Source organism: Dyadobacter chenhuakuii (assembly GCF_023821985.2).
Lineage (GTDB): Bacteria > Bacteroidota > Bacteroidia > Cytophagales > Spirosomataceae > Dyadobacter > Dyadobacter chenhuakuii.
The window spans coordinates 1,021,930-1,034,318 of the sequence record NZ_CP098805.1 but is presented as its reverse complement, the minus strand read 5'-3'; the positions used below and the strand labels follow the sequence as shown (position 1 = coordinate 1,034,318).

The 12,389-nt window shown below is 49.1% G+C and carries 8 protein-coding genes; 1 reads left to right on the top strand and 7 read right to left on the bottom strand.

The window, feature by feature from the left end; translation table 11 throughout:
• Window positions 1-31: 31 nt before the first annotated feature.
• The 3 genes from NFI80_RS04335 to NFI80_RS04325 form a co-directional block, all read right to left on the bottom strand.
• Window positions 32-1,732: a pectate lyase family protein gene (locus NFI80_RS04335; RefSeq protein WP_235164774.1), complete on the bottom strand. Its 1,701-nt coding sequence runs from the start codon at window positions 1,730-1,732 to the stop codon at window positions 32-34.
• A gap of 326 nt (window positions 1,733-2,058) precedes the next feature.
• A complete protein-coding gene (locus NFI80_RS04330; RefSeq protein ID WP_235164775.1) occupies window positions 2,059-3,813 on the bottom strand; it encodes a RagB/SusD family nutrient uptake outer membrane protein in 1,755 nt (584 codons plus the stop codon).
• A gap of 11 nt (window positions 3,814-3,824) precedes the next feature.
• Complete coding sequence (locus NFI80_RS04325; protein WP_235164776.1) at window positions 3,825-6,953, bottom strand: SusC/RagA family TonB-linked outer membrane protein; 3,129 nt, start codon at window positions 6,951-6,953, stop codon at window positions 3,825-3,827.
• A gap of 371 nt (window positions 6,954-7,324) precedes the next feature.
• Between NFI80_RS04325 and NFI80_RS04320 the strand changes: the two genes are divergently transcribed.
• Window positions 7,325-8,650, top strand: coding sequence for an alpha/beta hydrolase family protein (locus NFI80_RS04320; protein ID WP_235164777.1), 1,326 nt, complete (start codon window positions 7,325-7,327; stop codon window positions 8,648-8,650).
• Window positions 8,651-8,662: 12 nt separating this feature from the next.
• On the opposite strand, the gene NFI80_RS04315 is transcribed toward NFI80_RS04320, so the two are convergent.
• From NFI80_RS04315 to NFI80_RS04300, 4 genes are all read right to left on the bottom strand, one after another.
• A complete protein-coding gene (locus NFI80_RS04315) occupies window positions 8,663-9,013 on the bottom strand; it encodes a hypothetical protein (RefSeq protein ID WP_235164778.1) in 351 nt (116 codons plus the stop codon).
• A gap of 9 nt (window positions 9,014-9,022) precedes the next feature.
• Window positions 9,023-9,688, bottom strand: coding sequence for a dihydrodipicolinate reductase C-terminal domain-containing protein (locus tag NFI80_RS04310; RefSeq protein ID WP_235164779.1), 666 nt, complete (start codon window positions 9,686-9,688; stop codon window positions 9,023-9,025).
• A gap of 156 nt (window positions 9,689-9,844) precedes the next feature.
• Window positions 9,845-11,053: an inositol-3-phosphate synthase gene (locus NFI80_RS04305; protein ID WP_235164780.1), complete on the bottom strand. Its 1,209-nt coding sequence runs from the start codon at window positions 11,051-11,053 to the stop codon at window positions 9,845-9,847.
• Window positions 11,054-11,231: 178 nt separating this feature from the next.
• On the bottom strand, window positions 11,232-12,389 hold the full coding sequence (locus tag NFI80_RS04300; protein ID WP_235164781.1) for an efflux RND transporter periplasmic adaptor subunit: 1,158 nt from the start codon (window positions 12,387-12,389) through the stop codon (window positions 11,232-11,234).

Genomic DNA, 12,389 nt, shown 5'->3' with positions numbered 1-12,389 from the left:
CCTATTTATATAGTCCTTAACCTTCAAAATCTTATTTTCTGTTAGTCGTTTCCTTCGATGAAGCCAGCGTATCGCGGTTATTCTTAGGGTCTTTCCAATTTGTTTTCTTTTTTGGATCGATGCCGTTGATGAATTTTTCAATGTTGGCATAACCGTCGCCGCTCATGTCCTTTTGAGCGTCCGAAGCGTCGTTTGGATTGAGGCTGTATTTGATTTCCCAATCATCCGGCATGCCATCATCATCCGAATCCTTATATGGCGTTCCCTTGTATTCCGGATAGCCTCCAACTTGTGAAATGTCCGTAATAATGCCGTTTTTGTATGAATCAATCGGCAAGCGACGGTGCTCAAACTGGGTTTTTGGCAAAGTAACACCATCAATCGGATTGATCTTTCCTGTCCTGACCTGTGTGGTCACCCGCGTATCTACCGGATCGCGCCTGGGCAACGTTGCGCCTGCGTGAGTGAGCACATAATCAAATGATTCTTTGGCACTCATGATCGGGAATTGTGGCATAGGCAATGGCTGGTTCCACTTCATTTTATCTTTGTATTTTCCAGTATTAGGAAGCTCTTCCACCTGCACACCGCCGTTCCAATTGTCTTTGGTAACCGCGTCGAAACCCTCCATAATATTGCCATGCACATAAGCACGGCCATAAACCTGGTAACCAAGTTTGCTCCTGCCTGCCTCGGGTTTGACGATCCGATGCGCGATCGGGCCGTCTTTCGGCGTTTGCGGACCGGGTTTGAAATAGTTATTTATAATGTTGTACATCGCACGGTAATCGCCGCCATCAATAGAGCGGTGGACCCAGTTGAAGACCACATTATTTGTAAAATTAAATATTCCAAACCAACCGATGGAAGGATTTCTACCAGCGTTATTTGCCCATAGATTGCGCATAAACGTACAATTCTCCCCACCGAGCGTGCTCCCGAAGGAGTGGTTCCACGTGTCCAGTGTTTCTGAGAAAATGGAATTCTGAATCGTAATATTCACTGTAGGAAGCTTCGCTTCGGCAGCGCCCGTGCTGTCATTATACATATGCCGATACATCGACATATTCTCATCCAATCCCCAGCTCGCCGAAACGTGGTCGATCATAATGTTGCCGATCGGGTTACCACCAATCGAGTCATCGCGGCGTCCCACAAATGTTTCGCCCCGGCGAAAACGCATGTGCCGGATCACCACGTCATGCGTATTGATCCAGACCGTCTCGCCCGCCACGCAGACACCATCGCCCGGGGCCGTCTGTCCGGCAATGGTAATGTAAGGCGCTCGGATGATAAGCGGTGTTTTCAAACGGATGATGCCCGCCACATTAAAAACAATGATCCTTGCGCCGCCCTGCTCACAAGCATCTCGTAAGGTCCCCGGCCCGCTGTCTTCCAAACTTTTCACAACATAAACTTTCCCTCCACGACCGCCAAAACTATAAGCACCGCCACCTTCTGCCCCGGGAAAAGCCGGAATATCGGACTGCGGCAGATCCACCGGCCGCGCCGCCCACGGAATGTAGGGCTTCCCGTTCCTGGCCTCCTGCTCTATAACCGGCCAAGCCTTCTGCCAGGCAATCTCCGATTTCCACATTGCCGCTTTGAGAAGCGAATCGCTGGTTTTCTGCGCTGCCGGTGGGATTTTAGGATACTGCGCCTGTGCGGCTGGCGCCAGGATTGATAAGGCTGCTGTCAGGAGTTGGAGTGAGATTGATTTTTTTGATATCATGTTTGTTGTTGGTTTTGCATTTTGGTTGTTTGTTGACGTTGTGGCTTCACTTCGGCCGCATCGGCGGCCCGGTCCGCTCAGTGTGACAGCGGTTCACTTCGGCTCCCCTCAGTGTGACACGCTTCACTTCGGCTCCGCTCAGTGTGACAGGGCTTCACTTCGGCTCCGCTCAGTGTGACAGGACTAGTAATTCGTCAATAGGCCCTGTCAGTCTGAGCGGACCGGGCCGCCGGTGCGGCCGAAGACCGCTCACCTACTAGCCCTTGTCTTGTCACAATCCACCACCTTGCCCTGTCAGTCTGAGCGGAGCCGAAGACCGCCCCTTACTACTTCAACGGATCAAACGTCCCTGATGGCCACCCGATATTCTGTTCGAGCCTGGCATTGTTAGTTAACGCTGTGCTGGGGATGGCGAAGAAGTAGTATTCGGGCAGCCATTTGATTGTGTATTTAGTGTCCAGGTCTTTGGGTATAATTTCCATGTAGTTGCGGTAGACGGAGTCCAGGCTCATGCCGTCACGGCGGGCGGCGAAGTCTTCGGGTGATATGGCGGATGTTTTCAGGTTGATGGTTACGCCGGTTCTGCGTTTTCCGTTTAGTCTGGTTTCGAATTGTTTCCAGCGGCGGAGGTCCCAGAAGCGTTTACCTTCGAAGGCGAGCTCTATTTGTCTTTCGTGCAGGATGGCCTGGAACATTTGTGCGCGGGTCATTTTTGGGCTCAGGCCGTAGAAACCGTCTGCTCCCGGGTCGATGCCGGCTCTTTGGCGGATTGCTTTGAGTTGCGTGTAGGCTTCGTCCAGCTTGTTGATGCCGCAGGCAGCTTCGGCGAGATTGAGCATTACTTCGGCGTAACGCATTTCTATCCAGTCGGTTCCGCTGTTGGCGACTGCGCCGGTGGGCAGGTTTGGGTCAATGGCTTTGCGGACATAGAAGCCGGTTACTGTGGCCTTTTGTTCAACGGTTTTGTTGTTTACAAAATAGGTCCATAACCTGTAATTCGTGTTGCCGTTAATGTGCCATGTGGCGCCGTTGTAGGCAATGGTGTTATCAAATCTTGGGTCGCGGTTTTTGTAAAACAGCTTTGGATCGTAGCCTGAGCCTTTTTCTTCTATATTCTTACCATTCTTCATTGGAAAAGCCTGCGCCATTTCCCAGGTCGGCTGATTGGAGCCGCTCCCTGTTCCCAGGTAGGAAGGCCGCGTATTGTTGTCCCAGGTTTGATTTTTATTGATCTGGTCCCCTACTTTATTGTTATAGCTTGTCACCCACACAGCCTCCGGGTTGTTGGTCTCTGTAAACCACAGGTCTTTGAAACTCTGGTGTAACCCAAAACCATTTGCTTTCAACAGCTCAATCGCCTGTTTATTAGCATCATAGGCTACCTGCCAGCGTTCCGGAAGGTCAGTCGGATTGAATTGCGGACTTGCATAATGGAGTAAAATCCGGCCCTTGAAACCAGCGGCCGCGCCACTTGTGATCCGGCCCCAGTCATTGGAATCGTTCCATTTTCCCGGTAGGTTTTCGATGCTGAAATTAAGGTCGGTCACAATTTGCTGAATGCTTTCCGACGTGCTGCTTCTTGGAATAGCGGCCTGCTCTTTCTCCTCTTCACCTATCGCACCAAGCGGTTCCAGCACCAGGGGCACGCCGCCGTAAAGCTGTACAAGATCAAAATAGCGGTAAGCACGGAAGAATGTGACTTGCCCCATCAATTGCTTTTTATAACCCTCACTGAGCGCACTGGCAGGCATTTTGGCTAAAAACTGATTGATAGAACGGATCTTTCCATAATTGTTTGTGGCATTTACAGAAGTCCCGAAATCAGCGACGGTGTTCACCTGCACGGTCCCTTCGAAAAATCGCGTTTCGCCGGAGATCTCGTCTGTGGCTTTCTGGAAGTCACCGGTTGGCCATACGGGCAGGTTTTGGTCATACACATAATCGACATAACCCCTGGCCAGCAGCGTGTCATTGAAAACCTGCTCCTCATTGAATGCCGAAAGGTCCGTTTTGTCAAGCACTTTTTCGCAGCCCGAAGTCAGTAAAACAGCTGCCAGTAAAAGAATATGTTGCGGTTTCATTTCAGTCCGTTTTAAAGTGTAAGATTTAATCCCAATGACCACGTTTTCATCAGCGGATACACATTATATGCGCCTACCGAGCCCTTGTAATCGTATGGATTGTAGAAATTGAACGGGTTCATAGCCACGCCGATCAGTTTGAGACCACTTACGCCCAATTTTTTGGAAATATTCTGATTCAAACTATAAGACACATTCATACTGCGCATGCGGAAAACGAATGCGTCGCGGAACCAGAATGATGATGCCACTGAATAAGTGTCGTCGTAATAAGGGTCGGGATAGGCTGCATTAGGATTTTCGGGCGTGTAATGGTCGGCCCAGAAAACAGGACGGGAAACGTCTACGGCTGCTTTTTTCCGTGCGTCGCCATCTACAATGCCTTGTCCGCCAAATGATCCTGCGGTAACAACATCCAGCCTGAACCCTTTGAAACCAAAACCCAGCGACAGACCGAAATTGTAATGGTTGTTCTCCTTGTTAGACAGGTAATCCATATCATCTTCGGTGATTTTGCCGTCGGGCGCTTCGTAGCTGCCATCTGTCTGGCGCGGGCCGCGGATATCCTTATAGTAAAGCATGCCGGGCATCGGCACTCTTCCAAAGATTGTGTAACCATTGTTTTGTTCAAGGAACCGATCCACTTCGTCCTGCGAACGGAACATGCCAAGATATTGGTAACCCATAATTCCGCGGTCGCCCGAACGGCCCGTCGGGTCCAGCCATGTGCCTACATTCGACGGCGCTACATCCACGAGCACATTGCGGTTGTCGTTCCAGGCGAGGAATGCATTTACATTGTAATCAATGCTCTTGCCGATTTTGCTGCTCCAGCCGGTTGAAAACTCGAAACCGAAAGAATTAATGGTCTCATAATTTTCCGAAGGCATCACCGAACCGATGGTTAGCGGGACGGATGAGGATAATGTCGTGAGGAGGTTGTAGCCGTGATCGTGGTAAAAGTCGAGACCCGCGGTCAGTTTGCTGTTCAGGAAGGATGCGTCCAGACCAATGTTCTTTTTGGTAACATCATCCCAGCGGCCAAAGTAGTTGGGCAGTTTTTCAAGCTTGATCCCCACTGTGCGGTCGCTGTTTCCTCCGAAAACTGCTCCATTGGAAGCCTGGGGCGTATAACGCTGCAACCATTGCCAGTTGGCCGTGCGGTCTCCCCCCAGGAATCCGATGGATGCGCGGAGTTTCAGGAAGTTGATGAAGCTGAGTTTTTCTTTAAATAAATTTTCCTCCGAAAGCACCCAGCCGGCCGAAACCTGGGGGAATGTGCCCCAGCGATATTCGGGAGCGAATTTCGTGGACGCATCGCGACGGAAGGAGACTTCAAGCAAATAGCGTTCTGCAAAACTGTAATTCAGCCTGCCGACATAGGATAGCACGCCGCTTTCATTTGCCGTGTTCGGGCCAATGTCCTTAGCTCCCAGTGCAGACATTAAATAATCATTTCCGCCTTCAAAAATGCCTTCCTTGAATGTGGCAATGCTTTCCGAGTAAATCTCCGACTGCTCCACCAACGCAAGCGCGCTCACCGAGTGCCGGCCAAAATCGCGTGCATAACTGAGGTTCACATTCATTTGATAGGATTCGGAGTAACCGGGATTAAATCTCAGGCGGTCACCATTGTTGAGCCGCGTGGGCGCATTGGGCGTTCCTCCGTAAATGTGCCGGTTTTCGCCCTCCATCGAGAAACCGTAAGTCTTATAATAGGTGCCAAATTGTTTTCCCCAGTCATTGCCCAGGTTTTTGTTGTAAACCCCGCGCACTTTCAGGCCCTGAACAAACGGCACATTGTATTCCAGATACGCATTGATATTCAGCACCACATTTCTGGCGCGTGTATAGTTGTTGAGCTTTTGGGCTTCAAAAAAATGAAAACCGGTTGTAGAAGAACCGCCGGGAAGCAGAACGGGCAAACCATTGACGTAAGGCGGGATAAATTGGGGTGTATTCAAAAGATTTGTTACGTCTTTCTCCACATTCTCACCGCCCTGTTTGAGATAAAATAATTTGTTATCAGACAAATTTCCGCTCACGCCCAATCCTACTTTCAGATTTTTGGTGATCTTGACGTCGCTGCTGGCTCGGAAATTCCATTTCTTGTAACTGATGTTGTCTACGTTTCCGTTTTGTGCAAAATAGGTGGCGCCGGCAAAGAATGTGGCCCGCTCCGTTCCTCCGCTGATGTTGATGGCATGCCTTGTATTGAAGGAAGGTTTCCAGGCCATATCAAACCAGTCGTAGTTGTTGTTTCTGAAATGTTCGAGCTCGTCGGGTGAGTAAAATTCGGGATCAGTTGCTGCCAGTCCTCTTGTCCGGTTGAAATCGTTGAGATAAGTGGCGAGTTGGACGCCGTTCATCATTTTGGAGCGGTCCGTGGCTTCGGATACGCCAAATGTGGTGGTGTAATTCACCTGCGGCTTGCCCGCTTTCCCGCGACGTGTGCGCACCACGACCACGCCTAATGCGGCACGTGCCCCATAAACAGCCGCCGCTCCATCTTTAAGGATTGAGAGGTTTTCTATTTCAGAAGCATCCAGCAGCTGAAAATCAGCCTCCGTGCGGATCACATCATCTATAATGTAAAGGGGCGAATTGCTGCCGCCGTCTTTCGAGGCTTTGGTAGGGTTACGGATCACGATGGAAGCAGGCGTTCCCGGCCGCGCCGAACCGCCGCTTACCGAAACTCCGGGTAATTTGCCCACAAGCGCCGACGAAATGTCGCCGACCGGCAGCTCGTCGATCTCATTGATCTTCACCGTAGCCACTGCGCCTGTTAAATGCGAGCGCTTTTGCTCGCCATAACCCACCACAACCACATCTTCCAGCGCCTTCACGTCCGGCTCCAAAGCCACTTCCACCATTGAGCGGTTGCCGATCTCGACGGTTTGCTTCATAAAACCGACATAGCTGATAATGATCGATTTCCCATCCGCCGGAAGGCTGAGTGAAAATTTCCCTTCGCCGTCCGTAGTGGTGCCCTGCGTCGTTCCTGCAACAAGAACGGAAACGCCCGCCATGGCTTCTTTGGAAGCTGCATCGGTCACGACGCCCTTCAACTGGCGGTTCTGCGCAGTTCCGGAAAAGGACACGGCCAAAAGAAATAGAAAAAGTAGAAAAGCCCTTGCCATATTCATCGAACGATTTAAAATAGAACTATTTCAATACAACTTCGATTGTCCATTGATAAAGTACAACAGAAACCCTGTTCAAGTCTATTTATACAGAATTTCGTAAGCAAGATAATTTTCGATTTTATTTCTGCACACGTTACCGGGAACGATTGCAAAGGGCAAAAGTAAATGTTCGAAATTAAACGAAAGTGTTAAATTGACACAATGTGTTATAATCCAAAATATCCAAAGGTGACAAAAAGCAAACGTTTGAAATTGCACTTTCTTAATAAAGACAATCCGGGATGAAACAAAGGTTTTCTAAACCGGATCTTCGCCGATAGATTTGAACGCTGTCTTCCTTATAGGAACAATGTAAAATCAATCCTATGCAAAAATTCACAAAGCCACCGTTTCATACATCTGCCAGGAGGTGGATGATCTGTTGCATACTGTCTGCCAGCTACTTAGCATCGGCACAACAGCAAGCCGCCAACCGCCCGACGATGGTTGCGGGTTTTCCGGTCAATTATTCCGAAGATTCAGTTGGCACTTACACCCTGCCCGATCCGCTGAAAACCAATGACGGGCAGAAAGTGACCAGTGCTGAGGTTTGGACAAAAAAGCGTCGGCCAGAAATTGTGAAGTTGTTTGAAGAATCACAATTTGGTAAAATGCCCGGACGCCCGGCGGATATGCATTTTACAGTTTTTGATAAAGGAACGCCTGCATTCAATGGGAAAGCGACCCGCAAGCAGGTTACGGTTTACTTTACCAAAGACACGGCAGACCATAAAATGAACCTGGTCATATACACACCGACGGCGGCGACCAAACCCGTTCCGTTGCTGATGAACATTTCATTTATTGCTTATAATCAGCTGATTGATGATCCCGGTCTGATGATCGGCAATGTCTGGAATAAAGAGGGCCAGCGTGTGAAAGCGGATAAGCCTACGGCATTTGGGAAAATGAATGTAGAGCAGTTTATGGATGCCGGCTTTGGGTTTGCAACGGTTTATTACGGCGATATCGAGCCCGATTTTAAAGATGGCATCAAGCACGGAATCCGCAGCGTTCATTTAAAACCCGGACAAACACAGACGGCAGCCGACGAGTGGGGCGCCATAGCAGCATGGGGCTGGGGACTGAGCCGTGCTATGGATTATTTCGAAACGGACAAATCCATTGACAGCAAGCGTGTTGCATTGCAAGGTGCTTCGCGTTTGGGGAAAACAGTGCTATGGGCGGGAGCGCATGATCCGCGTTACAAAGTCATTATCGCCAGCATTTCCGGCGAAGGCGGCGCGGCGCTGAGCAGGCGGCATTATGGCGAAACAATCCAGCACATTTCTGATCCGAGCCGGTATTTATATCAGTTTGCGCCCAAATACCACGACTATGCGGCCAATGTAAACAGCTTGCCCGTGGACGGACATATGCTGATATCTCTGATTGCACCCAGACCATTGCTGCTCCAAACCGGCAGCACCGATTACTGGTCGGATCCGAAGGGCGAGTTCTTAGCGGCTGTTGCAGCAGCTCCGGTTTATAGGTTATTCAAGGAAAAAGGCCCCGAAACGACGGTTATGCCTGCCGCGGGTGACACCTCCTTACTCATGAATGAGCTCGGTTACTTCATGCACGACGGCGGACACAGCGTGCTCCCCGGCGACTGGACGCACATTATTAATTATATGAAAAAGTATTTGTAAGACGGTCGCTTCCTAAGTATTGAAAGCTCTTTTGATGAAACCGCCCAAAAAGCTGGCAACGAATGTCAGGATGAGCGAGCCGTACAGACTGAAATTTTCCAGCTCTTGCCGGGCTGTGTTTTCGGGTAAACTGGTAAAGAGGAAGTAACCTGCCAGCATAAGGATGCATTGTAATAATGCTAAAAACCAGCCTTTGCGCGGTTCTGCAAATCCCAAAGAAATGGCGGTCAGCACGGCAACAATGTAGGGTAAATGAATGCTTTCCGCGCCCTTGATAACCGCAACAACAATCGCGCTGCCAGCAATTACGATCATGGAGCCAATCATTAGTTTCTTATCAAAAAAGGATGCTTTCGTATTCATGTGCTTGGGCTATTGCATTAATTCCAGAACATTATAGCGCCTGTTTTCCAGGTCAGTTTTCAATATCAAATCAATAATCTGCCTTACGCCGGCTGCATAGGACGCATGGCCAAGCACCTTTGTCTCAATGGTCAACGCATCATTGTCATCCTGGATAGTGATTTTATGATAAGCGTGTTTACCAAGAAATTCATCCGGAATACCGATTTCGATGGATTGTGTTTCAGGTTCCCGTACGGAAACGATCTGATCAACCGGAAATGCGAGCGAATTGGCAAAATTATAAGCCGTCCCGGGTTCGGTCTGTTTCGCGGCCTGATGCGATTCTGTAATGGATATCTGGTAATCCTTGAAATGCCTCCCAAACTGACCTAACATAGCCATGGTCCGGAGCATTAGCATGGAAGTATTCGGGCAAATAATGAGTGGAAAATTGGGTGTCATATGCTCCGTTTCCAGGCCAGTGGAGAGCTCGATGAAAGCAGAACCTGTTTGCTGACAGAACTTTATGCATTCAGCAATCTGTCGCCCGGAACCGCAATGCAGGATCATTGCCTTTTCCGTTGTTTGCTGAAATTCCGGTTCCCAGGGAATGAGTCCGCAGTTTTGAAAGGTCGCAGCGGCCGAAAGAATTGCACTTGCCAACTTACCCGAACCAACAACAAACACTTTCATTTTCTAAAACTATTTTGAACTTCGATTTCTTCCCGTTGCCTGGACCATGTGCATATGATCCAGGCAACGAATATTCAGAAGAAATGGTCAGGAATGCAAACGAAACCCCGGTTAGGAAAGCTAAAACCAGGATCTCGATGCGTATTTATACATTGGTTACTCTGCTACGGCCGTTTTTGCCAGCTGCTTGCGTGTAGAGTCGGTAAGCTTGCGATTAGCAAGGGCATGGCATTCATAAATGGCATCGCTGAACATCATTTGCTCGGGGGGTGTTTTTTGGGTTGAAGCGGACGGACCTCTTAATGCACCCACAAGCCCCATTTCCCGCGCAACATACACGTAACGAATGGCATCAATAACCACGCCCGCTGAGTTGGGTGAGTCCTGAACCGAAAGTTGCGCGTCCAAGATCACAGGCGCTCCCATGAATCCTTCGAGTTCCAGCCGGAAATTGGCCACTTTATTATCGCCATAATAAGCAATGTATTCCGACGGTCCCGCGTGCAGGAAGCTGTCCTGCGTGGAAATGCCGCGAATGTCATTTTGCGCGCGAATGACATTCTCTTTGGAAATTTTCTTTGATTTGAGACGCGCCTTGTCTTCCATATTCAGGAAGTCGGTGTTGCCGCCTACATTGCGCTGAATGTGCGCTTTCACATGATGTCCACGCTCGAAAGCCAGTTCCTGTAACATTTGAGAAACAATGCTGGCGCCAAACTGGCTGCGCATATCGTCGCCAATGATCGGAATGCCTGCATCGACGAAACGCTGTTCCCACTGCGGATCGGAAGCAATGAAAACTGGAATGCAATTCACCAGCGAGATGCCCAGTTCAAGGCAGATCTCAGCATAAAATTCGGTTCCCAGCTGTGATCCAACCGGCAGATAGTTAATCAGCACTTCTGCTTCATGCTGCCTGAGTTGCGCTACAATTTTACTGCGCATGGAGGCTACCAGATCCTTATTATACTGCTCGCTTTGCGCCAGGAGATCCGTTTCTGCCAACTCACTCTTGATCACAAAACGGTTCTCAACCGGGTATGCTGCCATTTGCGGTGAAACACCATCCAGAACGGGCGATGGGTACACGGGCGCATCGGATTTGATGTCACTATTGAGGACAATTGTGCAGTTGGGTTTAGCAAAAATGGCCTCTCTTAAAGGCAAGCCGATCTTTCTCTCATCCACTTCAAAAGCGCAGACAAATTCAATGTCAGCCGCTTTATAACCCCCGATATCGTCTGCCATTAACCCCGATTTAAGTTCGGAAAACGTGGTGTAATATTCAACGCCCTGCACCAATGAACTCGCACAATTTCCAACACCAACAATGGCAACCTTAATTCGTCCGGATCTATTCGACATTTGTATTTTTTGTTTAAATTATACTTTTTCAAACCGGGCATATTTTTTCAGTTTAATCTTGACATAAATAGGCCTTCCAATACAAATAAAGCAGTTTTATCGCGTATTCTAAACTTTTTATGAATTTTATGCAAACGTTTGCAATTTTATGAACCAGTTTGCACTATAACAATAAACCCTAGCCATCCTTTTCTGTATTCTTGATCTTCATGAGCAATGCGTAAGCGTTTTTCACAACGAGCCTGGTGCTGTCGTCGATGCCGGTTGCTTCAATTTGTTGCTTGCCCTGGTTAATGACGCCGGGTTTGACGTGGATCATTTCAAAATTGCCGCTGCCGTTGTCGGTAAAAACGTAAAATTTGTTCTCCCAGCGCACGAGTGCATCCTCAGGAACGGTTAGTGCTTTTTTATTGCTGACCGACACCTCGCCGTTCATGAACATACCCGGCACGAGCGCCGAATTGTATTTTGCAAAATGGCAGTGCACCTCCGCCATCCTGTCCTGGTCGAGGCTTTTGGTGATCAGGATAATTTCAGCCTGGAATTTCTTCGACGGATCGCCATTGGTAAATGCGGTAACGCGCTGGCCTACCGACAACGCGCCGAGGTCTTTTTCAAACACATTCAAAACCAGATGAATGTCGCTCGGATTTACAAGCTCAAACAGCATATCCGTAGGCGCGGTGTATTTGCCCACATTGACATTGACTTTGGAAACGAAACCATTGATAGGCGATTTAATGGACACACTTTTGGAAATTTTGTCGGCTCTGAGGTGCGCCGGATCAATGCCGATCACTTCGAGTTTTTGTGCCAATGCGCTCGCTAGTATGCGCTGGGTTTCCATTTCGGCCCTAGCTTGCTGAAAGACGCGGTCACTGCTGGCCTTGCTGGCATTCAGGTCGCGCTGGCGGTTAAACTCGGACTCTGCCAGGAGTAGCTTTTCCCTGGCGGTGAGATAATCCTGTTGGAGCTGGATAAACTGCATATCCTCTAATTCGGCCAACACTTCGCCCTTGCGCACGTGCATGCCCGGAAGCATTCTGGTGGATTTCAAATAACCGCCGAGCGGAAAGCTGAGGCTAATCGTGCTTTGCGGCGGCACGTCGATTTTCCCTTGCAGCGACAATACGCCGCTGATATCTTCCATTGCAGGCGTACCCACTTCTATGCCCACGCTTTTCTGCTGTGCATCGCTAATGGACACCATTTTTTCCGTTTGTGCAGAATCTGAAGCGGCGCTTTCCGGCTGTTCGGTTTCCCTTGAAGTCTTATCCGTGCAGGAAAACATGAGCAGCAAGCTCAGGCAAATAATGATATGATTTTTCAGTTTCAT

Excerpts from the sequence above, each read along its gene's own strand:
- NFI80_RS04335 (WP_235164774.1), bottom strand. The coding sequence starts at position 1,732 with ATGATATCAAAAAAATCAATCTCACTCCAACTCCTGACAGCAGCCTTA.
- NFI80_RS04330 (WP_235164775.1), bottom strand. The coding sequence starts at position 3,813 with ATGAAACCGCAACATATTCTTTTACTGGCAGCTGTTTTACTGACTTCG.
- NFI80_RS04325 (WP_235164776.1), bottom strand. The coding sequence starts at position 6,953 with ATGGCAAGGGCTTTTCTACTTTTTCTATTTCTTTTGGCCGTGTCCTTT.
- NFI80_RS04320 (WP_235164777.1), top strand. The coding sequence starts at position 7,325 with ATGCAAAAATTCACAAAGCCACCGTTTCATACATCTGCCAGGAGGTGG.
- NFI80_RS04315 (WP_235164778.1), bottom strand. The coding sequence starts at position 9,013 with ATGAATACGAAAGCATCCTTTTTTGATAAGAAACTAATGATTGGCTCC.
- NFI80_RS04310 (WP_235164779.1), bottom strand. The coding sequence starts at position 9,688 with ATGAAAGTGTTTGTTGTTGGTTCGGGTAAGTTGGCAAGTGCAATTCTT.
- NFI80_RS04305 (WP_235164780.1), bottom strand. The coding sequence starts at position 11,053 with ATGTCGAATAGATCCGGACGAATTAAGGTTGCCATTGTTGGTGTTGGA.
- NFI80_RS04300 (WP_235164781.1), bottom strand. The coding sequence starts at position 12,389 with ATGAAACTGAAAAATCATATCATTATTTGCCTGAGCTTGCTGCTCATG.